Annotated in this window: 21 protein-coding genes, 1 tRNA gene and 1 pseudogene; 12 read left to right on the top strand and 11 right to left on the bottom strand. The window is 64.7% G+C overall.

The genetic code is table 11. The features are described 5' to 3' along the window. Positions 1 to 29: 29 nt before the first annotated feature. Entirely contained in the window at positions 30 to 779 is a 750-nt protein-coding gene (locus PTE30175_RS07385) for a YoaK family protein (protein WP_150696427.1), read from the bottom strand. A gap of 505 nt (positions 780 to 1,284) precedes the next feature. On the opposite strand from PTE30175_RS07385, the gene PTE30175_RS07380 reads away from it, so the two are divergent. Next, entirely contained in the window at positions 1,285 to 2,004 is a 720-nt protein-coding gene (locus PTE30175_RS07380; RefSeq protein ID WP_150696426.1) for a pentapeptide repeat-containing protein, read from the top strand. 202 nt (positions 2,005 to 2,206) lie between these two features. Here PTE30175_RS07380 and PTE30175_RS07375 read toward each other — a convergent pair whose 3' ends face one another. Further along, positions 2,207 to 2,587: a hypothetical protein gene (locus PTE30175_RS07375; protein ID WP_150696425.1), complete on the bottom strand. Its 381-nt coding sequence runs from the start codon at positions 2,585 to 2,587 to the stop codon at positions 2,207 to 2,209. A 271-nt stretch (positions 2,588 to 2,858) separates the two neighbouring features. On the opposite strand from PTE30175_RS07375, the pseudogene PTE30175_RS07370 reads away from it, so the two are divergent. Then, positions 2,859 to 2,987: pseudogene (locus PTE30175_RS07370) on the top strand (transposase); the annotation flags it as partial. 148 nt (positions 2,988 to 3,135) lie between these two features. On the opposite strand, the gene PTE30175_RS07365 reads toward PTE30175_RS07370, so the two are convergent. The 3 genes from PTE30175_RS07365 to PTE30175_RS07355 form a co-directional block, all read right to left on the bottom strand. After that, positions 3,136 to 5,280, bottom strand: coding sequence for a zinc finger domain-containing protein (locus tag PTE30175_RS07365; protein WP_150696625.1), 2,145 nt, complete (start codon positions 5,278 to 5,280; stop codon positions 3,136 to 3,138). Between the two features lie 87 nt (positions 5,281 to 5,367). Further along, the gene (locus tag PTE30175_RS07360; protein WP_150696424.1) at positions 5,368 to 6,054 is read right to left on the bottom strand and encodes a hypothetical protein; all 687 of its coding nucleotides are present in this window, start codon (positions 6,052 to 6,054) and stop codon (positions 5,368 to 5,370) included. A gap of 11 nt (positions 6,055 to 6,065) precedes the next feature. Further along, positions 6,066 to 7,148, bottom strand: coding sequence for an SPFH domain-containing protein (locus PTE30175_RS07355; protein ID WP_150696423.1), 1,083 nt, complete (start codon positions 7,146 to 7,148; stop codon positions 6,066 to 6,068). 498 nt (positions 7,149 to 7,646) lie between these two features. On the opposite strand from PTE30175_RS07355, the gene PTE30175_RS07350 reads away from it, so the two are divergent. Further along, positions 7,647 to 7,720, top strand: a tRNA-Gly gene (locus PTE30175_RS07350). Between the two features lie 47 nt (positions 7,721 to 7,767). Further along, a complete protein-coding gene (gene trmB, locus PTE30175_RS07345; protein WP_150696422.1) occupies positions 7,768 to 8,553 on the top strand; it encodes a tRNA (guanosine(46)-N7)-methyltransferase TrmB in 786 nt (261 codons plus the stop codon). 161 nt (positions 8,554 to 8,714) lie between these two features. Here the strand turns inward: trmB and PTE30175_RS07340 are convergent, their stop codons facing one another. Beyond that, the gene (locus PTE30175_RS07340) at positions 8,715 to 9,080 is read right to left on the bottom strand and encodes a carboxymuconolactone decarboxylase family protein (protein ID WP_150696421.1); all 366 of its coding nucleotides are present in this window, start codon (positions 9,078 to 9,080) and stop codon (positions 8,715 to 8,717) included. 259 nt (positions 9,081 to 9,339) lie between these two features. Here PTE30175_RS07340 and hutC point away from each other — a divergent pair, with 259 nt between their 5' ends. The 5 genes from hutC (at position 9,340) to hutI (ending at position 16,159) form a co-directional block, all read left to right on the top strand. Next, positions 9,340 to 10,041 carry a histidine utilization repressor gene (gene hutC, locus PTE30175_RS07335; protein WP_150696624.1) on the top strand — a complete coding sequence of 234 codons (702 nt, stop codon included), beginning with the start codon at positions 9,340 to 9,342 and terminating at the stop codon, positions 10,039 to 10,041. Between the two features lie 154 nt (positions 10,042 to 10,195). Then, positions 10,196 to 11,911 carry a urocanate hydratase gene (gene hutU, locus PTE30175_RS07330; RefSeq protein WP_150696420.1) on the top strand — a complete coding sequence of 572 codons (1,716 nt, stop codon included), beginning with the start codon at positions 10,196 to 10,198 and terminating at the stop codon, positions 11,909 to 11,911. After that, positions 11,908 to 13,446 carry a histidine ammonia-lyase gene (gene hutH, locus PTE30175_RS07325; protein ID WP_150696419.1) on the top strand — a complete coding sequence of 513 codons (1,539 nt, stop codon included), beginning with the start codon at positions 11,908 to 11,910 and terminating at the stop codon, positions 13,444 to 13,446. Before hutU ends, hutH begins: the two co-directional genes overlap by 4 nt. Positions 13,447 to 13,562: 116 nt before the next feature. After that, the gene (locus PTE30175_RS07320; RefSeq protein ID WP_150696418.1) at positions 13,563 to 14,945 is read left to right on the top strand and encodes an amino acid permease; all 1,383 of its coding nucleotides are present in this window, start codon (positions 13,563 to 13,565) and stop codon (positions 14,943 to 14,945) included. Continuing rightward, entirely contained in the window at positions 14,942 to 16,159 is a 1,218-nt protein-coding gene (gene hutI, locus PTE30175_RS07315) for an imidazolonepropionase (protein ID WP_150696417.1), read from the top strand. Before PTE30175_RS07320 ends, hutI begins: the two co-directional genes overlap by 4 nt. Positions 16,160 to 16,187: 28 nt before the next feature. Here hutI and PTE30175_RS07310 read toward each other — a convergent pair whose 3' ends face one another. The 3 genes from PTE30175_RS07310 to PTE30175_RS07300 all read right to left on the bottom strand — a co-directional run bounded on the left by PTE30175_RS07310 (position 16,188) and on the right by PTE30175_RS07300 (position 18,080). Then, positions 16,188 to 17,030, bottom strand: a complete 843-nt coding sequence (locus PTE30175_RS07310; RefSeq protein WP_150696416.1) for an undecaprenyl-diphosphate phosphatase — start codon at positions 17,028 to 17,030, stop codon at positions 16,188 to 16,190. A gap of 60 nt (positions 17,031 to 17,090) precedes the next feature. Beyond that, a complete protein-coding gene (locus PTE30175_RS07305; RefSeq protein WP_150696415.1) occupies positions 17,091 to 17,696 on the bottom strand; it encodes a DUF1439 domain-containing protein in 606 nt (201 codons plus the stop codon). Positions 17,697 to 17,816: 120 nt separating this feature from the next. Then, complete coding sequence (locus tag PTE30175_RS07300; protein WP_150696414.1) at positions 17,817 to 18,080, bottom strand: YkgJ family cysteine cluster protein; 264 nt, start codon at positions 18,078 to 18,080, stop codon at positions 17,817 to 17,819. A gap of 237 nt (positions 18,081 to 18,317) precedes the next feature. Between PTE30175_RS07300 and PTE30175_RS07295 the strand changes: the two genes are divergently transcribed. From PTE30175_RS07295 to PTE30175_RS07285, 3 genes are all read left to right on the top strand, one after another. Next, positions 18,318 to 18,986 carry a protein-L-isoaspartate O-methyltransferase family protein gene (locus PTE30175_RS07295; protein ID WP_150696413.1) on the top strand — a complete coding sequence of 223 codons (669 nt, stop codon included), beginning with the start codon at positions 18,318 to 18,320 and terminating at the stop codon, positions 18,984 to 18,986. Positions 18,987 to 19,058: 72 nt separating this feature from the next. Continuing rightward, positions 19,059 to 19,382: a rhodanese-like domain-containing protein gene (locus PTE30175_RS07290; RefSeq protein ID WP_150696412.1), complete on the top strand. Its 324-nt coding sequence runs from the start codon at positions 19,059 to 19,061 to the stop codon at positions 19,380 to 19,382. A gap of 9 nt (positions 19,383 to 19,391) precedes the next feature. Next, positions 19,392 to 20,933: a TolC family outer membrane protein gene (locus tag PTE30175_RS07285; protein ID WP_224788639.1), complete on the top strand. Its 1,542-nt coding sequence runs from the start codon at positions 19,392 to 19,394 to the stop codon at positions 20,931 to 20,933. On the opposite strand, the gene waaA is transcribed toward PTE30175_RS07285, so the two are convergent. Further along, positions 20,905 to 22,227, bottom strand: a complete 1,323-nt coding sequence (waaA, locus tag PTE30175_RS07280; RefSeq protein ID WP_150696411.1) for a lipid IV(A) 3-deoxy-D-manno-octulosonic acid transferase — start codon at positions 22,225 to 22,227, stop codon at positions 20,905 to 20,907. The genes PTE30175_RS07285 and waaA overlap by 29 nt on opposite strands. Continuing rightward, positions 22,228 to 23,115: a Kdo hydroxylase KdoO gene (locus PTE30175_RS07275; protein WP_150696410.1), complete on the bottom strand. Its 888-nt coding sequence runs from the start codon at positions 23,113 to 23,115 to the stop codon at positions 22,228 to 22,230. Positions 23,116 to 23,130: the final 15 nt, after the last annotated feature.

Raw genomic sequence — 23,130 nt, 5'->3', positions numbered from 1 at the left:
CGCTGTGGGGGAAGGTCGATACGCTCTGCCTAGTGCGCAGACCTGGTCAGGTCGTCTATCAGCGGGACGACCGCCAATACCATGAGGATCAGGGCGAGCGGTACTGTCGATACAAAGCCCAGATGCTTGAACCCCAGAGCGCCGATCAGGCCGCCCAACGCAAACATGCCGAGTAGTGACGAGAGCAAGCGCAGCTTGGCCCGGTCGCCCATGACCTTCGCCTCGCTGGCGGGCGCTCGCCGCCCGTTCCAATAGAAAAGTTTTCCCAACTCGATGCCCATGTCGGTGACGAGCCCTGTGACGTGCGTCGTTCTGATTTCGGCCTTCGAGATCTTGGTAATGATGGCGTTCTGCAACCCCATTACGTAACAGAGCAACACGACGGTCGCTGGCACGAACAGCAATTGATGGTGTTCAAGGTTCGCGCCCAGAACGCCGAATGTCAGCAGAAGGAAGGCTTCAAGCATCAGCGGTGCGGCGTACTCGCTATGCGTGTGATGTCGCCGCCCCCAATTGATAAGCACCGCCGAGGTGGCGGCGCCAACGAGGAACGCCAGCAAGGAACACAATCCCGCGATGACGAGCACGATTTGCCCGAGCGCCAGATTGTCCGAGAGCGAGGCGACGATGCCGGACATGTGCGAAGTGTACTGCCCGACAGCCAGAAATCCCCCGGCATTCGCCGCACCTGCAACGAATGCCAGAGAACATCCCAGCCGCCGGTTGGTCTTCTCGGTCCGGACGGGCTGTGTGAAGCCACGTAGATAATTGATCGGCATGATTCGTCGGGATGTGAAGCGATCCATCCACCGCTATGGCGGGCGCCTGAAATATTCTACTCGCAGCCATTCGAGCCTTTGTCGCTATTGATCGAACTCGTCGCCTGCCCAATCCCGATCGTTGAACATGAGGAGATTGGGGCGTGCCAATCCACCGCAGTATGGGCACGTCGGTAACGTCCCCACCAGCTAACACGACGCCTGCTAAAACGTCAGATTCAATGTTTCGTGCCAAAGCAGCGCGTCGGGGTGAGGCGATGCGAACACCGGGTATCAGATCGACGACACCCTTGTGCACGCCCGTCCCGCGAACGAATAGTCCGTATGCAGGGCGACGCTGCCGCCCCGTGGCACCTATATTCTGACAGGTGCCACTCGCATGTCCCGATAACATGGCGCCGCGCTCAACTGAAAACGACGTCGATGTCAATGAAGACCCGGTTGCGGGTGACCGGCGTCGGCCATCTCACCCGTTCATCGCTTGCGCGACTCCCCTTAGCCGACCATGAATCAAGATTTATTCTCGACGCTGAAACCTGAGCGCGATGGCAGTCCGATCGTTTCCGCGACGTTCACACGGGATTCACTGCAGGCACTGCTCGCGGACTCCCCTGAGCCGAAGATTTTTGAAGACTGCGATTTCGAACAGGCGGATTTGTCGCGGCTGGATTTGAGTGGCTGCCGTTTCCAGCGCTGCTCGTTCATCGAAACGTCGCTTTTCGGCGCAACGCTGTCGGGCACCCACTGGCGCAACTGTCGTGGTCGACAAGCCGACTTCGGCTCTGCGGACCTGCACGACGCGGATTTCCGCGCTTGCGACCTCAACAACACGAGTTGGCGGCGGGCAAAACTGGCGTCGGCCTCATTCCGCGAAAGCAAACTCACGGGCGCGAGCTTCGAACACGCGGCCACGCTTGGCCTTCAATTCGTCGAGTGCCTGCTCATTGGCGCCACCCTGCGCGGCATCTCATTTCGAAAGGCCCAACTGGAACGCCTCGAGCTTTCCGATGCCGATCTCTGCGATGTAGATTTTCGCGATGCTGTATTCCAGGGTGGCAGCTTGCGCAATGCACTTCTCAAGAACACGCGCTTTGCAGGGGCGGACCTGCGCGGTGTCGACCTGGGAGGACTACGTCTGGCAGATATGGAACAGTTTCGCGGTGCCATCATCTCTTACGATCAGGCGGCCATGATCGTATCAGAGCTGGGTTTGCGTGTCGCTTGAACTCATGGATCGCGGCGCGTCCGGACCAGTGAAAGCGCGGCTTGGCTCAGGACGCAACTCAAGCAACTTCAGGACGAGAACGCCCAACTGAAGAAGCTGGTCGCGGAGCCGACGCTGGACCACCGAGTTTTGCCATCGACCCGACGCTCGAGTCTGATACATTGATTTAACCAGTGTGTGTGTCAGGACTTGGCGTCACCGATCACGTCATGGTTTGAACGGTCAGATAGGCGCTGATTGCCGCAAGGGCAAGCATCGCTCCGATACTTGGCACGGATTGATCGTTCTGTTTGTCATTTCTGTGCGCCAGCAGCAGCGCCAGCAGCGCGGCCTCGGCAAGTTCGTCGAACTTGCTCGTGCCCGTCGCGCCGGTCGAACCGGGCTGCAGCGTGTCCGCCGCGAGCGCTCGACGCGCCGCTGTCGAGATGGACACGATGGTATCGTCGGACACCTCCGTGCTTGGGTCGAGTCCCGCGGCCAATGAACTGACCGGAGGTGCGCTCAAGCCCGCGCCGCCCGCAATGGCGCCGCCCGCCACACCGAATCCGCCGACAGCCGCAATGCCACCGATATCAGCCGCCATAGACACCTCCCAAAGCGTCTATTTGTTTTATTTTTCCTGCGACGTCAAACTAAAAGTAGGTGCGGAATTTGGCAGTGTCAAGGTTTTGTTTTAGATCGCCAAATGATTGGCAGGATCGTTCGCGTGCACAGCAAAATACCGCGGGTAAGCCCCATGATCTGTGGAGCGTCCCCTTCAATCTCCGGACTGTCGATCTGGTGGGTATTCCCCCCGAAAAGTATGCGTCGTGGGAGGTAGAATTTTCTAGCAGCGGTACCTTAGGAAATTTTGCATGAAGACCTCCCGATTCACAGACGGCCAGATCATCGCCATCTTGAAGCAGGCCGAAGCCGGTACGCCAGTTCCGGAGCTATGCCGGGAGCACGGCATGAGCAGCGCCAGTTTTTACAAATGGCGGGCTTCGGGCGAGCCGCCATTTCAATATCCATTGCGGTTGCCACCGGCCTGAAGGGCGGACAGTCGTACCCCCATGGCCTGTTTAGGCGCGACGACACCACCGGTCGCAAGACCAACGGCGCCATCGCCCTGCCCGTCCTGCCATGCACGGCTTATCGCGAGATCCCCATGCTTCTGAGTTGCTGATTGACGTGCTGCTGGATGTCGCGCACGGACACTTCGTCACGGTAGCCGGCATTGGGTGCCTGCGCGTGGGCCGGCGGCCGCTGCGGTGACGACTGCGCCGTCGCCGCCTTGGCGGGTGCCGTCGCGCCAGGGATGCCCGGCGCTTGCTGCGCGACGGCCAGGTTAACCTGCCTGATCGCCTCGGTACGGCCCGTGTTCGACTGCTTCTGCAAGGCGGCAAGGGTACGGTCGCGATTGCCGGAATAGTGCAGCGCAGTGCCGAGCGCGGCCGTCGCTTCGGACAGGTGGCCGGTATCGGCGAGCACATCCGACAGATTGGCCCACGCGGACGAACGTTTGGGCGCGCGCATCAGGACTTCCGAGAGCGTCTCGACGGCGTCGTCCGATTCGCCAGCTTCGCCGTAGGCGTAGCCGAGATTGTTCAGGATCTCGATATCGGCGGGATCGGCCTCGGCGCCGCGGCGGAATGCCTCGATCGCGGCGCCGAAGTCGCGCGCCTGCAATGCGGCCCGACCTTCGTTGTTGGCGTCGCGGGCGATGGCGCGATCGCGGGGCGCCCCGGTCTCGCGGTCGCTGCGCATGCGGTCTGCGCCGGCGTCGACCGCACCCCAGTCGCCACGCTGGGCCGCCGCGAGCACGTCGTTGACCGGCTGCGGCAGCGACACCTGCCGCGCCGCATTCGCCGGCACGTCGGCAACCATCCGCGCCGTCTGCGATTCAGTCTGCTCGGGCGTCGCTTGCGGGGCTGGCCCGGTCGTCGCCGGGGCCTGGTCCGCCGGCGGTGCAGCTTGCGTTTGCGGGTTCGCGTAGGGCCGCGCCGCCGCGATCTCGGCCGGTCGCGCGCGATGTTCGAGAGCGGCCTGGTGCAGGCGCGGCGCGACGATGGCCGCCAGCGCGACGGCCGAGACCGCTGGCACCATGATGGCATCCTTCATCGCGCCGGCAAGCCACGAGCGACTGGGTCGCTTGCAGGCGGCGATCATGCGCTGGCGCTCGGCCTCGTCGACATTCGCGGTATTCGTCGTGTCGAGCTTCTTCTGCGCAAGAATCGCCTGGCGCAGCTTCATCGAGTACGAAAGGATCGCGCCGCGGCGCAACACGCCGTAGAGTAGTGTCGCAAGCAGGCCGCCCCACATCAGCGGGTTCTCGGGCAGCGCGCTCAGCGCACCATCGGTGCTCGCCACTACGCCGGCGAACGCCGCCACGCCGACGGCCGTCGGCACGAAGCCGATGCGCACCGCACGCTTGCGCGAATCGTCCTGCGGCGACGGATCGGCCAGCAGGTTGGCGGTCGAGGTGCCGTCGGTCCAGACGTTGTACGACTGGCCTTGATATTCGTAGACGACGTGACAGACCGGCACCAGCACTCGCGACGACTGTTTGCGCGTCGTCGCCGTCCAGTGCCAGTCCTTCTGGGTGTCGCCCTGCGCATGGCGCTTCACGCCCGCGTCGATGACCTCGTCGACAAGAGCGCTGCCGCGCTCACGATAGGCATCGTCCAGCGGCACACTGTATGCCTCGACCTCGAAGCCGCTGGTGTACGACGGGCTGTAGTCGGCCACGTCGCCCGCCATCTGGCAATGTTCGACGAGGCGCGTCGTCAGCGCGAGCGCGTTGTCATGCAAGCGGCTTCCACCATAAATCAGGATGCCGAACTTGCCGCTGTCAGAGCCATTGACCGGGCGCCAATCGGTGACGGTGCGGGTGCGGTTGACGGGCTGGCTGCGGCCATTGCTGTCGCGCACGTACTCGGTGTAATGCTCGGTGCGGTTGTAGCCGAAGCTCGCGGTCCACTGCGCCTCGTAGGTGCCCGTGAACGCATACGCGGGCACGAAGAACTGCTCGATCTTGGTGAAGGTCGCGTGTTCGAGCAGGTTGTCCGGCGTATACTTGCCGTCGGCGAGATGCTGGAACACCGCGTCTTCGAGCTGATTGCGGCTCACCGTCAACGTGACAACCTGATCGGGCGTCGCGTCGACTGCCTCATTCTCGGCACGCGGAATCTCGGTCACCGCCGCGCAATAGATGCATTTCAGCGCGCGCGCGCCGGCCGAGTATTTCAGGTCTGCGCCACAGCCGCTGCAAAGCAGCTGCAAATCCCCGTCTTCCATCACTTCCCCGTATGCGTGTGGTTTTTGTTCATGCGTTCATGCGTCGTGTGCGATGCCCCCCCCAGGGCGGCGCCCGGGACGTCGCGCTCATGCCTGCGAGCGCAGCGCGGTCACGGTGGCCGCGTGCTCTGCGAGTACACGCTGCAGGTGGTCGATCCTTGCGGCGATCTCGGAGATATCGCCCTGGTCGGCGCTCGCCTGCAATGCCGCGACCGCCGCGCTGACGAGCGAGGCTTCATTTGAGGCATCCTCGCTGCGCGTCGACGGTGCATAGCGCAACGCTTCTGCGATCTTGTCGCAGCGAGCCTTGAGCGCGGCGTCGCCGATCGCATGCGCTGCGCTTGCCAGCGAACGCGTCCATTGGCCGTAGCGGTCATCCTTGCGCTGGCGCGTCTGCGCGTCGTCGACCACGTTGCCGGTCGCGCTGGTTAGGAGCACGCCGATGACGAAGACGGCAAGCGCCACGATCAGCAAGGCCCATGCAAGCCCCGGGTGGCCCGTCGTGCTGGTTGCGAGGGCCACGATCGACGCCAGCAGCGTGACCGCGAGCGTTGCGCCGAGCGGCCCCAGGCCCGCCAGGCGTGCCGCCGTGCTCCGCGACGCGCGCGTAAAACCGGCCGGCAGATAGACGAGCGCGCCCAAGGAGAGCGCGACCGCGATCGCGCTGGCCGTCACGGCCTCGCTCCAGCTGGACGGCAGGAGGGTACGGAGGACGCCGAGCGTCGCCAGGACGACGACGATCGCCGCCGCCGCGAGTTTGTATCGAACGGTCATGGGATGGGCGCTCAGGAGGCGAGGATTTTTTGTTTCTCGGCTTCGATTTCGGCGTCGCTGAGGATGCCGGCTGTCTTGAGTTCGGCGAGTTCCTTCAGCAGGCGGATGCGCTCGGCGGGGCTCAAGCGCGCGCCCGCCTCCGCGGCGGGGGCGGAAGAAGCCGCGGGTGCCGGCGGGGGCGCCTGAGGCGTTTGCGGCATCGGCGGCACGGCGGGCGGCTGGATGTGTTGCGTCATCTGCGCGAAGCCCTGGCCGATCGCCGGTGCCATGCCGATGCCGGCGCCAACGCCCAGGCCCGCGCCCATCAGCGTGCCGGCCGAGCCTTCGTTGCCGGCGGCCGTCTCCATCACGTCGAAGCTGCGCTCCTGCTGGTACGTGAAGCCGATGATGCCCATCTCCGCGCGTTTGGCGAGCGCGGCCTTGAGCGTTTTGACGGCCGGATCGTTCTCGGGAACGTTGATCGAATGGATGTTGAACTGGGCCAGGCCGACGCCATACTCCGCCATTTCCGCTGACAGCGAGGTCTTGAGCGCTTCGGACAACGCCTCGAGCTGGGTGTTGATCTCGAGCACTGACAGGCCCGCACGCGTGATCGCGTTGGCGATTTCGGTCTTGATGCGCGTGATGAAGACGCCGCGAAAGTACTCGGCAAGCGTATCGGCGTCGAAACCGGCCAGTGTGCCCACAAGCTTGAGCAGGAATTTCTTGGGCTCGGTGATACGCACGCCGTATTGGCCGAACGCACGCACGGGGACCATCACGCCGTACTTGGGGTCCTGCAGCTGGATGGCATCGGGCGTGCCCCAGCGCACGTCCAGGTTGGTGACGCGGTTGACATACCAGACCTCGGCCGTAAACGGCGACTTACCGCCGAATGGGACGCCGATCAGCGTACGCATGACCGGCAGGTTCTCGGTGCTGAGTGTATGGCGGCCGGCCCCGAACGGCCCCTCGTACACGCCGCCGCGCACGAGATAAGCCTCCTGGGATTCATTGACGACGAGTTGCGTCCAGGTGGAAAGCTCCTCCGACGGAAACTTCCAGGCGAGCAGGTTCGGACTCCCGCTCCATTTCACCAAATCGATAATCGCCATGGATTCGCTATTCTGTTTTACGCAAGTAATCAGGGCTGGGACGCGCGGGGTGTCGCTAACATCGTGTGAGTCGGGGGCTGACGGATCGGTGTTGCCCCGCGATCCACGCGGCGCGTTGTCTGTACACCAGGCGCATCATTTGGATGCCGAATGCAATATGACTACCTAACGGCGGGCGGATTGAAAACTTAATAGGTGAATTGAAAAAATATCTCGGGATGGATTTTATGAGGTCAGGCGATGGGCTTGGGGATTGTTTGACCCGATTTTCGTCCGGCTGAGTCAATCAGGCGAACCGTTTTGGAAACGAATCAAACGAAAAAAAGAATCTCAAAAAAGCGTCCGACGATGGAGATGGAGATCGGCCCGAATGCCCCGAAGCACCTCCAACACACAGCGAAGCCAGCAATCTCATCCCGAGTGGATACACCTTCCACCCCACCCACCAGATTCCTCAATTGCCAAAACCCCTTAACCCCGCGTATAATGCGCGGTTACGCGGGCGTCGTATAATGGTAATACCCTAGCTTCCCAAGCTAGAGCCGTGGGTTCGATTCCCATCGCCCGCTCCACCGAATCCCTTCTCGATGAGCCGTCGTTCAGACGGCTTTTTGTTTGCATGACGACCCACGGACAACCGCCCGCCGACGACGAGATCCCGGCCAGCGCGGACACTGCCGATAACGCCACATCTGCCGGCGCCGATCATCCGACCGGCCCCGAAGGTGTCGCCCATCCGCGCCGCATCCGCAGCTTCGTGCGCCGCGCCGGCCGCAGCTCCGAAGCCCAAAAGCGCGCCTTCGACGTCCTCGGCCCGCAGTTCAAGCTCGACTACCAGCCCGCCCCGCTCGATTGGCCCGCCGCCTTCGGCCGCGAAAACGCCCCGCGCATCCTCGAAATCGGCTTCGGCATGGGCGAAACCACCGCCCATATCGCCAAACTGCGTGCCGATGACGACTTCCTCGGCGTCGAAGTCCATGAGCCCGGCGTCGGCGCCATGCTCAAACGGATCGGGGAAACGCCGCTCTCGAACGTGCGCATCATTCAACACGACGCCGTCGAAGTTGTGGAAAACATGTTGCCGGAAGCCTCGCTCGACGGCGTTCATGTGTTCTTCCCCGACCCCTGGCACAAGAAGCGCCATCACAAGCGCCGCCTCCTGCAAGCGCCATTCGTCGCCCTGCTCGCCTCGCGCCTCAAGCCCGGCGGTTACCTGCACTGCGCCACCGATTGGCAAGAGTACGCCGAGCAAATGCTGGAAGTCCTCGGCGCCGAGCCCACGCTCGAAAATACGGCCGGCGGCTACGCGCCGCGCCCGGATTATCGTCCCGTCACCAAGTTCGAGAACCGCGGCCTGCGCCTCGGTCACGGTGTCTGGGACGTCGTCTTCCGCAAACGGGGATAAGGCATTTTCATCCAGCCGAAGCGGCATCGCGGCTGTGTCGTACCCGGCCGTACCAGGCGCCGTAATCCATTCGGCAAAGGCGGGGATGTCCCGATGGAGACGTCCCGCCCGCCACAGCGGCGTGACTGCCGCCGTGCGCCGATCAAGCCTTCACATCGCATTCATTCCGTCGCATTCGACGCCGTGTTGGCCGACGGAAACGCCGCCACGGCATCCATCACGCGCGCCGAGTACACCAACGCCGCGCCCGCGTTCAACTCCACCGCCACCCCCAACGCCTCCGCAATCTCTTCGCGGCTCGCGCCAAGCTTCAAGGCCTGCGCAGTGTGCACGGTGATACACCCGTCGCAACGCGTGGTTACCGCGACAGCCAATGCGATCAGCTCGCGCGTCTTCGCATCGAGATGCCCTGTTTTCACGCCCGCCTGCGACAACGTCTGATACCCGCGCAGCGTGTCCGGCGACAGTTGGCCGATCTCGCCGATACGACCCACCAGTTCCTTGCGGTAACCATTCCAGTCCAGCATGATTTCACCTCGCTTGGCGCTCGTCGCAGCCCCTTGCCGCGATTCGAGTTGTCAGTTTGCGCCCGCAAAGCGAATTTATGAATGCCCGATCCGGTCATCATTGCGGCCGTTTTCCGACATGCTGGTGGCAATTGTCTATCGTTGTATAGGCAATAGGCCTTATCCTTGTGGCCTGTTCCTGTTTTCCCAAACGCCTGAGGGAGTCGCCGAAGTGCCACCATCCACGTCTCTGCCATCCACCGACAGCCAAGTCGAAGGCATGCCGGTGCCGCGCTACCTGCGGGTCAAGCAGATGATCAGCCAGCAGATCCTCACCGGCGCCTGGCCGCCCCATCATCGGGTCCCGTCCGAAAACGAACTGGTCGAGGAACTCCAAGTCAGCCGCATGACGATCAATCGCGCGCTGCGCGAGTTGACCGCGGAAGGTCTACTGGTGCGCATGCAGGGCGTCGGCACGTTTGTCGCAGAGCCGAAAATGCACTCGGCGCTGTTCGCGGTGAACAATATCGCCGAGGAAATCGCAGTGCGCGGCTATCGCCATCGCTCCGAAGTCGTGCTGCTGCGGCAGGAGCCCGCGAGCCCGGAGCGCGCGCTGGCCATGAACCTTCATGAAGGCGAACCGGTCTTTCATTCGCTGATCGTCCACTATCAGGACGACGTGCCGATGCAGATCGAAGACCGTTTCGTGAACGCGCCGCTGGCGCCGCAGTACCTCGAACAGGATTTCACGACGCACACGCCATACTCGTATCTCCAGCGCGTTTCGCCGCTGACCGCCGGCGAACATGTTGTCGAGGCGGTGCTGGGCACGGCCGACGAGTGTCATCTGCTGAAAATCCCACGCGGCGAGCCTTGCCTGCTGATTCGGCGCCGCACCTGGTCCGGCAAACTGGTGGCCACGTCCGCACGCCTGTTGCATCCCGGCTCGCGCCATCGGCTCGAAGGCCGCTTCGGGCCCTGAGCACTCCCGGCACTCGCCGGGACTCCCTATCTCGCCTCGTATTCGCCACACCAAGGGTAAACCCTAGTACAAGTGAAGTTGTATATACAATACTGTACAACCCAATGACATGACGTTCCCGCGTCATGGATGACACTTTGGAAGAGGAACCCCCGTGAGCACATCCGAACGCACCCACTCCCACGACCGGTATCGTGACGTTGAGATCCGAGCCCCGCGCGGCACGCAGTTGCAGGCGAAGAGCTGGCTGACAGAAGCGCCGCTGCGCATGCTGATGAACAATCTGGATCCTGAAGTCGCCGAGAACCCCAAGGAACTCGTCGTGTACGGCGGGATCGGGCGCGCCGCGCGCAACTGGGAGTGCTACGACAAGATCGTCGAATCGCTCAAGCAGCTCGAAGCGGACGAAACGCTGCTGGTGCAATCCGGCAAGCCGGTCGGTGTGTTCAAGACGCACGCCAACGCCCCGCGTGTGCTCATCGCGAACTCGAATCTCGTGCCGCACTGGGCCAACTGGGAACACTTCAACGAACTCGACGCCAAGGGCCTGGCCATGTACGGCCAGATGACCGCCGGCAGCTGGATCTACATCGGCAGCCAGGGCATCGTGCAGGGCACGTATGAAACGTTCGTCGAGGCTGGCCGCCAGCATTACGACGGCAATCTGACCGGCCGCTGGATCCTGACGGCCGGCTTGGGCGGCATGGGGGGCGCGCAGCCGCTCGCCGCGACCCTCGCCGGCGCGTGCTCGCTGAACATCGAATGCCAGCAGAGCCGCATCGATTTCCGGCTCGCCACGCGTTATGTCGACGAACAGGCCACCGATCTCGACGACGCCCTGGCCCGCATCGCCAAGTACACGAAGGAAGGCCGCGCAATTTCGATCGCACTGTGCGGCAACGCGGCCGAACTGCTGCCGGAACTGGTGCGCCGCGGCGTGCGTCCGGACATGGTCACCGACCAGACGAGCGCGCACGACCCGTTGAACGGCTACTTGCCGAAGGGCTGGACGTGGGCGCAATACCGCGACCGCGCCGTGACCGATCCTGCCGGTGTCGTTGCCGCCGCCAAGCAGTCGATGGCCGAACATGTGAGCGCCATGCTCGCCTTCAAGGCGCAAGGGATTCCCACCTTCGACTACGGCAACAACATCCGCCAGATGGCCAAGGAAACCGGCGTCGAGCGCGCGTTCGACATCCCGGGCTTCGTGCCGGAATACATCCGTCCGCTGTTCTGCCGCGGCATCGGTCCGTTCCGCTGGGCCGCGTTGTCGGGCAGCGCCGAGGATATCTACAAGACGGACGCCAAGGTCAAGGAACTGATCCCGGACGACGCCCATCTGCACCACTGGCTCGACATGGCGCGCGAGCGCATCAGCTTCCAGGGCCTGCCGGCGCGCATCTGCTGGGTCGGGCTCGGCCTGCGCGCCAAGCTGGGCCTCGCGTTCAACGAAATGGTCCGCAGCGGCGAGCTGTCCGCGCCGGTCGTGATCGGCCGCGACCATCTCGACTCCGGCTCGGTCGCCAGCCCCAACCGTGAAACCGAAGCCATGCGCGACGGCTCCGACGCAGTTTCCGACTGGCCGCTGCTCAACGCCCTGCTCAACACCGCCAGCGGCGCGACGTGGGTGTCGCTGCACCACGGCGGCGGTGTCGGCATGGGCTTCTCGCAGCATTCCGGCGTGGTGATCGTGTGCGACGGCACCGACGCCGCAGCCGAACGCATCGCCCGCGTGTTGCATAACGATCCCGCAACCGGCGTGATGCGTCATGCCGACGCCGGCTACGACATCGCCATTGACTGCGCCCGTGAAAACAGCCTGAACCTGCCGATGATCGGATCGTCGGCCGCCTCGAAACAAGGAGCATGAACGTGACCCAACTTCGCCTCAAACCCGGCACGCTCGACCTCGCGCAACTGCGTGCCATCCATCAAAACGCCGTCACGATCACGCTCGACGAAACCGCCTTCGCCGCCATCGATCGCAGCGTGGCGTGCGTCGAGAAAATCATTGCCGAAGATCGCACCGCCTACGGCATCAACACCGGCTTCGGCCTGCTCGCGCAAACGCGCATTGCACGCGAAGACCTGGAAAACCTGCAGCGCTCGCTCGTGCTGTCGCACGCCGCCGGCGTCGGACGCGCGCTCGACGACGCGGTCGTGCGCCTCATCATGGTCCTCAAGATCAACAGCCTTGCGCGCGGCCTGTCGGGCATTCGCCGCAAGGTGATCGAGGCGCTCATCAAGCTGGTGAACGCCGAGGTCTATCCGCATATTCCCGTGAAGGGGTCGGTCGGCGCTTCCGGCGATCTTGCGCCGCTCGCGCATATGTCGCTGCTGCTGCTCGGCGAAGGCCGTGCGCGGCATCGCGGCGAATGGCTGTCCGCGAAGGACGCGCTGGCCGTCGCCGGCCTGCAACCGCTGACGCTCGCGGCCAAAGAAGGCCTGGCGCTGCTCAACGGCACGCAGGTCTCGACCGCCTACGCGCTCCAGGGACTGTTTCAGGCCGAAGACATGTTCGCAGCCGCCTCGGTGTGCGGCGGGCTGACGGTCGAAGCCGTATTGGGCTCGCGAGCGCCGTTCGATCCGCGCATCCACGCGGCGCGCGGCCAGCGCGGGCAAATTGATGCGGCGCAGATCTATCGCCATCTGCTCGGCGCGAGCAGCGAGGTCGGCCTTTCGCACGCGCATTGCGACAAGGTGCAGGACCCGTACTCGCTGCGCTGCCAACCGCAGGTGATGGGCGCATGCCTCACGCAGATTCGCAATGCGGCGGACGTCCTCGTGGTGGAAGCCAACGCCGTGTCGGACAACCCGCTCGTGTTCGCGGAGGAAGGCGACGTCATTTCCGGCGGCAATTTCCACGCCGAGCCGGTGGCAATGGCGGCCGACAATATCGCGCTGGCCCTGGCGGAAATCGGCGCACTGAGCGAGCGACGGATTTCGTTGATGATGGACAAGCACATGTCGCAGTTGCCGCCGTTCCTCGTCGCCAACGGCGGCGTGAACTCCGGCTTCATGATCGCGCAGGTCACAGCCGCCGCGCTCGCCAGCGAAAACAAGGCGCTTGCGCACCCGGCCAGCGTCGACAGCCTGCCGACATCCGCCAATCAGGAAGACCATGTGTCGATGGCCCCCGCCGCCGGCAAGCGTCTGTGGGAGATGGCCGAAAACGTCACGGGCATTCTGGCCATCGAATGGCTCGCCGCGTGCCAGGGACTCGATTTCCGCGATGGCGCTAAGACCTCCGAGACGCTCGAAACCGCGCGCGGGATGCTGCGCCGCGCGGTGCCGTTCTATGAACAGGACCGCTTCTTCGCGCCCGATATCGAGCGTGCCGGGGCATTGATCACCGAGCGGCATCTGAATGCGCTGCTGCCGGCGGGCATGCTGCCGAGCCTCTGACGACACTCGTTCCGACCAGATCTGAAGAGCGGGCGTAGACCCGCGACAAGGCGTTCCTTCAGACGGCGGCAGGTAGACTGCCGCCCGTCTGACCCCACTGCAATACAGGAGACAGTTTGAAAACCCTGCAACGACATCTCGGCGCGCGGCATATCCGCTTTCTCGCGCTTGGCTCGGCCATCGGCACGGGCCTGTTCTACGGCTCGGCCTCGGCGATCCAGCTGGCCGGGCCGGCCGTCATTCTGGCTTACATCATCGGCGGCGCGGCCGTCTACATGGTCATGCGCGCGCTCGGCGAAATGGCCGTGCGCCAACCGGTTTCGGGGTCGTTCGGCCGCTATGCCAGCGACAACCTGGGGCCGCTCGCCGGCTTCCTCACCGGCTGGACATACATCCTGGAGATGGTCATCGTCTGCCTCGCAGACGTGACCGCCTTCGGCATCTACATGGGCTTCTGGTTCCCGGACGTCCCGCAGTGGATCTGGGTGCTCGGCATTGTCCTCATGATCTGCGGCCTGAACCTGTGTCACGTGAAGGTTTTCGGCGAGATGGAGTTCTGGCTCGCGCTGGTGAAGATCCTCGCGATCGCCGCGATGATCGTCGGCGGCACGGTGGTCCTGTTCCTCGGCGTGTCGATGAACGGCGAGCACGCGGCCGGCTTCAGCAACCTGTGGGCGCACGGCGGATTCCTCCCGAACGGCATTGGCGGGCTCATCGCCTCGCTGGCCGTGGTCATGTTCGCCTATGGCGGGATCGAGATCATCGGCATTACGGGCGGCGAAGCCAAGAATCCCGAGACCGTGATCCCGAAGGCGATCAACGCCGTTCCGATGCGCATCCTGCTGTTCTATGTGCTGACGATGTGCGTGCTGATGGCCATCTTTCCGTGGACCGGCATCGGCAGCAAGGGCAGTCCGTTCGTGCAGATTTTCTCGGGCCTGGGCATTTCGTCGGCCGCTGCCATTCTGAACGTGATCGTGATTTCCGCCGCGATCTCGGCCATCAACAGCAACATCTTCGGCGCGGGCCGCATGATGTACGGCATGGCTGAACATGGCCAGGCGCCGCGCATCTTCAGCGCGACATCGCGTCATGGCGTGCCCTGGGTCACCGTGCTGGTGATGGCCGGCGCCCTGCTTGGCGGGGTCGTGCTGAATTACCTGATCCCGCAGGAAGTGTTCCTGATCATCGCGTCGATCGCCACCTTCGCGACCGTCTGGGTGTGGTTGATGATCCTGTTGTCGCAAGTCGCGATGCGCCGCCGCCTGTCTGCCGAGGAAATCCGTGCGCTCAAGTTCAAGGTACCGCTGTGGCCGGTCGCGCCGGCCCTGGCGATCGCCTTCATGCTGTTCGTCATTGGCGTGCTGGGCTACTTCGAAGACACGCGTATCGCCCTGTATGTCGGCACCGGCTGGATCGTGCTGATGTCGATCGCATACTACGCCGGGGTCAAGCCGAACCTTGGCGGGCGGCTGGCGCAGGAGACGAACCCGTCATGAAGCGCACGCAGTGGCGCAACTGTCACGTCGCGACGATGACAGGCGGCCAGTACGGCATCATCGAAGACGCCGTGATCGTGACGGAAGGCGCGCGGATCGAATGGATCGGCCCGCGCCGCGAGCGCCCGCCCGCGGGCAACGACGCGAAGGTCGATCTCGGCGGGGCCTGGGTCACGCCGGGGCTCGTCGACTGCCATACCCACGCGGTATTCGGCGGCGACCGCAGCCACGAGTTCGAGCAACGACTCGAGGGCGTGAGCTACGCCGACATCGCCGCGGCCGGCGGCGGCATCAAGCACACGGTGCGCCACACGCGGGAGGCCAGCGAAGACGAACTCTTCGCGTCGGCCCGGGCGCGCCTGCTGCAGCTCATGCGCGACGGCGTCACGACCGTGGAGATCAAGTCGGGCTACGGGCTCGATCTGGCGACGGAACGCAAAATGCTGCGCGTGGCACGCCGTCTCGGCCGGACGCTGCCGCTGACGGTGAAGGCCACGTGCCTCGCCGCCCACGCAGTGCCGCCCGAGTTTGCCGGCCAGGCGGATGAGTACGTGACGTACATCTGCAATGAAATGCTGCCGGCGTTGGCGGCCGAAGGGCTGGTCGATGCCGTCGATGCCTTCTGCGAGTCGATCGCGTTCTCGCCCGCGCAGGTGATGCGGGTGCTGCTGCGCGCACAGAAGTTGAAGTTGCCTGTGAAGCTGCACGCCGAACAGTTGTCATCGCTCGGCGGATCGGGCATGGCGGCGGGTCTGGGCGCACTCTCGGCCGACCATCTCGAATACATGACAGCCGACGACGCGGCAGCGATGGCGCGCGCGGGCACCGTCGCGGTATTGCTGCCGGGCGCGTTCTACACGCTGCGCGAGACGCGCCGGCCGCCGGTCGAACTGCTGCGCCATCATGGCGTCGACATGGCGATCGCCACCGACCTGAATCCGGGAACGTCGCCCGCGCTGTCGCTGCGCCTCATGATCAATATGGCGTGTGCGTTGTTCGGCCTCACGCCGGAAGAGGCGCTGGCTGGCGTCACGCGCAACGCCGCGAAGGCGCTGGGCATGCTCGCCACGCATGGCACGCTCGAAGCCGGCAAGACAGCGGATTTTGTCGCCTGGCAGATCGATCGCCCGGCCGAGCTCGCTTACTGGCTCGGCGGTCCGATGGAGAACCAGGTCGTGCGGCACGGCGAACTGCGCGTGTCGATGAGCGCTTGATCGCCGGCGTGCCCGGCATTCGCTCCGCTCAGTCCGTCCAGACGACCCATCCGCTGTATGCGGTGACCAGCACCAGCACGCCGAATACGATTCGATACCACGCGAACACGGTAAAGTCGTGTGATGCGATGTAGCGCAGGAGCCAGCGTACGCAAATGAATGCGCTGATGAATGCCGCGACGAAGCCGATGCCGAACAGGCCCAGGTCCGATGCGGACAGCAGTGCGCGCGCCTTGTAGAGTTCGTAGACTGTGGCGCCGAACAGGATCGGAATGGCGAGGAAGAACGAGAATTCCGTCGCCACCTTGCGCTCGAGGCCGAACAGCATGCCGCCGATGATGGTCGCGCCGGAGCGGGACGTGCCTGGAATCAGCGCGAGACATTGCGCGCAACCGACCTTGAAGGCATCGGCCAGCGTAATGTCGTCGACCGCGTTCACGCGCGCCGGCTCACCCTGTTCGGCCTTCTTGCGGTTGTGCCGTTCCACCCACAGGATGACGAAGCCGCCGACGATGAAGGCGAGCGCCACCGGGATCGGATTGAACAGTACCGCCTTGATCTTCTTGCCGAACAGCAAGCCGAGCGCGATGGCCGGCAAACACGCGACGATGACGTTGAGCGCAAAGCGGCGCGCCTTCCGCTCCGTCCCGAGGCCGACGACCACCTGCACGATCTTGGCGCGGAACTCCCAGCACACGGCCAGGATCGCGCCGAACTGGATCACGATCTCGAAGATCTTGCCTTTTTCGTCGTTGAAATCGAGCAGGCTACCCGCCAGAATCAGGTGACCGGTACTCGATACCGGCAGAAACTCGGTCAAGCCTTCCACGATGCCGAGAATAATGGCTTTGAACGCCAATAGCAGTTCCATGCGATCGATCCTGAAGTGAAAGAATGCGTGCGCGCTCGCGACGTCGTGCGGTCGTTCCGTCTAGCGGCGTTCGATCTTGACGTTCACGCCATGCGGCAGGACGGTGATGGCGCCCGGCTCACGTGACACGCCGTTGGCCGTCAACTGTTCCGGCTTGAACGTGTATATGGGCGTGCCCTCCAGCAACTGCTCGGCCAATATCGCCCCCACGCCGCGCAACTGTCGCGACAGGCGATCCGGCAATCCGGCGACGGTGAAATCGTCGACCTCGGGGTCGCGCAGGACGATGGACCGCGTTGCGGGATCGTAGGCGAGCGCGCTTTCGACCGCCAGCGTACCCAGCAGCGGTGCACCTCCGAGAGGATTGGAAACCGAAGCGTCTACTGCGACGGCAATGCGGTTGCGATCGGGCAGAAGCGTCAGACGCGGCCGCGTGAGGCTGATGTCGAGCACGGCCAGCATACGGCGGTCGAACGGAAATTTCCGATCGAGCGCCCGCTGCAATTGGCTTTCGGAAAACGTGTAGTCGTTGCCGAACGGAAAGCCGGCGCAACCGGCAAGGCCGGTGGCCAGCGTTGCGGCGGCGAAGCCGAGCCAGCCGCGGCGGGTAATCGCGGAAGACGGCTGCGACGCAAGCGCCGGCGCGGTGCGGGGTGTTCTGGACATGCGGTTTCCCTGTGACCTGTTCAGGCCGGACTATAGCACTGCCATGCTTGGCGGCCGCTCCGGCATCCCAAGGCCGGGTGGCGGTAATGCGGGGGCGCAGTGTGGGGTAACGCGGCCGGTTCAGACGGCCACGATGGCCGTCGCCGCTTCCAGATCGCCAATCCAGCGCATCGCGGCTTCGCGCGAATTACCGCACATCTCCGCCGAGGGGCGCAGACTGCCGCACACCGCTGGCCGTTCGGGTTTTCCGAAAAGCCGGCAGCGCCTCGCCTCGTCCAGATGCGGGCACGGCATGCCCGCCGGCTTGCCGTTGGGCAGGCCGGGCATCGGCGACGAAATCGACGGCGCGGTGCAACACGCGCCGCAGTGGGGGCGGCATTCCATGATGAATCGGTTCAGGGGAATCCGCGATTTTACCGCGGTCCGCGGCGACGGCCCCGACGCGGGTCTGCCCGAACCCGCCGAACGCTGCCGAACTCGGCCCACCCCTGCCGTAAACACCCGTAACAATGGCATTTTTGAGACAACCGGTTTCCACGCACCGTGGCGCGGCATAATCACGGGCTTCCGGAACTGGTAAAATCGCGGTCTGTGTTTGCCCACATTCCAACGGTATTCGAGATGAACTACGAACTGGCCCGCCTTAACATGATCGAGCAGCAGATCCGTCCGTGGGACGTGCTCGATCAGCATATCCTCGACCTGCTGAAGGTCGTCAAGCGCGAAGACTTCGTGCCGGCGCCCTACCGCGACCTGGCATTTACCGACGTCGAAATCCCGCTGACGGGCGCCGCCAACCCGTATTCCGGCCAGCACATGCTCGCCCCGCGCGTCGAAGCCCGCATCCTGCAGGCGCTCGCGCCGCGCAAGAGCGAAAACGCGCTCGAGATCGGCACCGGCTCGGGCTACATGGCCGCCCTGCTCGCGTATACCGCGCATCACGTCACGACCGTCGAACTCGACGCCAACCTCGCCAAGTCCGCCGCTGAAACGCTGCGCCGCAACGGTGTGGTGAACGTGGATGTGGTGAACGCCGACGGCGCCCAAGGCTGGCCGGCCGCCGCGCCGTACGATGTCATCGCCCTCTCCGGCGCGCTGGCGGTGCTGCCACAGGCGTTCCTGCAACAGCTCAAGGTCGGCGGCCGACTCGTCGCAATCGTCGGCGACGCCCCGGTCATGGAAGCCCAGTTGATCACGCGCGTGACGGAAACCGAATTCCGCACCGAAAACCTGTTCGAAACGCAGATTTCGCCGCTGATCGCCCCGCAACCGTCGCAATTCAAGTTCTAAGCGCGCCGCGCGGACCGGCCCCGGATCGTCAGGCGGGCCGGCCGCCATCGTCATTCATACAACACACCAATCATGCAAAACATTACACCGTCGCAACTGGCCCAATGGCTGGCGGATGGGGAACGCAGCCAGCCGACGCTGCTCGACGTGCGCGAAGACTGGGAAGTGCAGACGTGCCACCTTGCCGACAGCAAGAACGTGCCACTCGGCGACGTGCCTGCGCGTTTCGGTGAGCTCGACAGCGACACGCCGATCGTCTGCATCTGCCATCACGGCATGCGCAGCGCCCGCGCGGCAATGTTCCTGGAACAACAAGGTTTTACGCAGCTGTTCAATCTGGACGGGGGTATCGATGCCTGGGCTCGCCAGGTCGATCCGTCCATGCCGACTTACTGAGCCCCTCCCGTGCGCCCCCCGAGGCACGCCGCGCCCACGCGCGCGGCCGCGCTGGCTGCCTTCGCGCTCGCCAGCGCCATCGGCAGCACGCCTGCGCGAGCCGTCGATCTTCTTCAGCTGTACGGGGAAGCCCAAAGCCGCGACGCGCAAATCATCAGTGCCCGCTCGCTCTATCTGGCCAACGTCGAAGCGCTGCCACAAGCACGCGCCGCCTTACTGCCCACGGTCGTTGCCCGCTGGGGCAGCGTCAATTCGCATTACGGCACGAACGGGGTCTCGAACACGTTCGGCGCCACCGGCTACAGCCTCGCGCTGACCCAGCCGATTTTCCACTGGGACAGCTGGCAAACCTACGCCCAGGGCAAGCTCGCCGTCGCCAGCGCAGAAGCGTCGTTCGCGCAAGCGCAGCAGGACCTGATCCTGCGGGTCGCGACCGCCTATTTCGATGTCCTCGCCGCACAGGACGACCTCGCCCTCGCTGGCACGCACAAGCAGGCCATCGCGGAGCAGCTCGCCGCCGCGAAGCGTAATTTCGAAGTCGGCAATGCGACGGTGGTCGATGCCAACGAGGCGCAGGCCGGCTACGACCAGGCTGTCGCGCAGGAAATCGCCGCGCAGAATACGCTGGACGTGCGCCGCGCGGTGTTCGCGAAGATCGTCGGCCATCCGGTGGCCTCGCTCGCCACGCTGCGCGCCGGTGCGTCGTTGCCATCGCCCAGCCCGAACAACGTTGCGGACTGGATCGAGCAGGCGCAGGTGTCGAACTACGGCGTGCAGTTGCAAACGCTGACGCTGGAGACAGCGAAGCGGGAAACGTCGAAAGCCAAATCGGGCAATCTGCCGACCATTGACCTGGTCGCCGGCGGTGCGCACTCCAACACCGCCAACGCCAACAGTCTGCTGAACGCGGGGATGTCCGGCGGCACAGGCCCCGGCGCAGGGCCCAGTTCGGCCGGCCAGATCGGCATCCAGATCAGCATCCCGATTTTCGCGGGCGGCGCCGTGCAAAGCCGCATGCGCCAGACGCTCGCGCTCGAAGACAAGGCCACCAGCGATCTCGACGACGCCCGCCGCGCCGCCGTGCTGTCAGCCCAGCAGTCGTTCCTTGGGGTATCGAGCGGTCTCGCGCAAGTGAAGGCGCTGGAAGCGGCCGAGCAGTCGGCGCAGACCTCGCTCGCGTCGAACAAGCTCGGCTATCAGGTCGGCATCCGTATCAATGCGGACGTCCTCAATGCCGAGGACAAGCTGTTCACGACGCGGCGGGATCTGGCGCGTGCCCGCTACAGCACGCTAATGAGCAGCCTGCAGCTCAAGGCCAGCGCAGCGACGCTTGCCGATACGGATCTGCTGCAACTCAATACCTTGCTGACGGAAAATCCGGACGCTTCCGCCGCATTGGCGGGCGCGCGGCGCAAGGATGCAGGGAAAAATGCAGGGGATGGCGCCACCCGGGGCGCCACCCCGGAAGCCACCCCGGGTACGCCGGTCATCGGCGTGCCCAAGGATGGCGGGCGACCCGGCGTTACTGCGCCGCGTAAGCCGGCGCGCTGACCGGCGTCCCGGGCGCGAGCCAGTGCCCGAGGGCGGTCACCGTGCGGTCCGTTGCGCCCTGATGCTGGCGGGCGAACAATAGCGCCGCCGTGCCCATCGCCTCGCGGCGATCCGCATTGGCGAACAGGGCTGCGAGCGCAGTGCCCAGCTCGGCCGGATCGGTCACGCGCTGGGCTGCGCCGGCGGCCAGCGCATCCTGGCTCGCCTGCGTGAAGTTGAACATGTGCGGGCCGAACAACACCGGTGTGCCGACCGCGCACGCCTCGATCAGATTCTGCCCGCCTAACGGCAGCAAGCTGCCGCCGATGAACGCCAGATCGGCCGCCTCGAAATACGCCGTCATCTCGCCCATCGAATCGCCGAGCAGGACATCGACGTCGTCGGGCAACGGCTGGCCGTCGTCCAGCCATTCGCTGCGCCGCAGATAGCGCAAACCGGCCTTCGCGAGCAACCCCGCGACGTCATCGAAGCGCTGCGGATGCCTCGGCACCAGCAGCAGCAAGGCGCGCTGGCCGGGCCCGGGCGTCGCCGTCAACGCGGCGCGCGCCTGCAGCACCAGCGCTTCCTCGCCTTCGCGCGTACTCGCCGCCAGCCACACCGGACGCTCGCCGAAACGCGCGCGCCAGCGCACGCCGAGCGTCAGCAAGGCGGGCGGGGGCGCAAGATCGAACTTGAGATTGCCGAGGACATCGACATCCGCGGCCCCCAACATGCGCAGCCGTTCCGCATCGGCATCGCTTTGCGCCAGCACACGCGCGAAACCACCGAACACGGGGCGCGCGGCGTCGCCGAACTTCGCTGCACGACGGAACGATCGCGCCGACATGCGCGCATTGGCGAGCACCAGCGGCACGCAGTCAAGACCGCAGACGTAAATCAGGTTCGGCCAGACTTCCGTTTCCATCACCACGCCCACGCGCGGCTGATATTGACGCAGGAACCGGCGGATCGCACCGACCATGTCGTACGGCAGGTAACACCGCATCACCCGGTCGCCGAAAATCTGTTCGCCGGTGGCGCGGCCCGTCGGGGTCATGTGCGTGAGCAGGACACCGTGGTCCGGATAGCGCGCGAGCAATGCTTCGATCAGCGGCTGCGCGGCACGCGTTTCACCGACCGACACGGCATGCACCCAGATGAGCGGGCGCCCCGTGTAGGGCGCGGCGTCGTAGAAGCCGAAGCGCTCCTTGATGTGACGGCGATAGCCGGGCTCGAACCGCCCGCGCCACCAGAGGCGGGCCACGGCGACCGGTGCAATCAAGCACCACAAGGCGCGATAGACGAGACGTAGCATTCAGACGAGCGCGCGTTGGGTGAGCCGCTGCAACACCGACAGCGGCGAGAATTCTCGATGCACCATGGCGGCCTCGGGCAGGAAAAAGGTTTGTTCCATCATGAACTGACCCGACATGACGGCGTGCGACGTCTGATCCGAGAAGCAGATCCAGACGCATCCGGGCGGAAACGGCATGGTTTCCTGTCCGGCGTCGCGTTGATAGTCGAGATCGGCCTTCATGCCGTCGTGCAGGTGCAGCATGATGTGGTCGTAGCCGCTGCGCGGGCGCTTCGTCACGCCCACGGCGTTGAGCAGCCACGCCTGTCCCGGCCATTGCGCCGGCACCTTGGGCAGAAAGCGTTGCGCGACGGTCTCGAACGGCTCGCCCACGCGCCACACACGCGGCTGGCCGGCCGGGTTGACGTTCGTGAATACGCGCAGAATCCGCTCGCCGTAGTTCGGGCGCGACGGAAACGCGTCGACATGCAGCCGGCTGTCGTCCTTGCGCCACGATGTCTGGCGTGTTTCCACCTGATGCAGCCGCAGGCTGGTCGGGGCGGCGCGCAGATGGCCGCGATACTCGGGCAACAGGCCGTCGATCAGCGCGCACGCCTGCGTGTAATAGCGTTTGACCAGCGCGTGCACCGCCGATTGCGTGGCGTCGTCGGCGGCCACGCCGACCAACACGTCTGTCGCCGGATCGCGGCTGATGTTCTTGCGCTTCGGATCGGCGATGGCCGGGTCGAGCAGGCGCTGCTCGTCGGCACGGATATCGAACGCCAGATGCGGAAAGTACAGGACCTTGCCCGCCTCGACGTCGGCGACCAGCGCCTCGCGCGGTACCGACAGGTCCCGACCGTGCCAATCCCCGGATTCGACGGTGACGATCTGGCTGTTGTCGCTCATGATGCGAGTCCTCCG

Origin of the sequence: Pandoraea terrae, assembly GCF_902459695.1 — a bacterium.
Lineage (GTDB): Bacteria > Pseudomonadota > Gammaproteobacteria > Burkholderiales > Burkholderiaceae > Pandoraea > Pandoraea terrae.
Note: the sequence above shows the minus strand (reverse complement) of the source record. Positions and strands in the feature narration are given on the sequence as shown.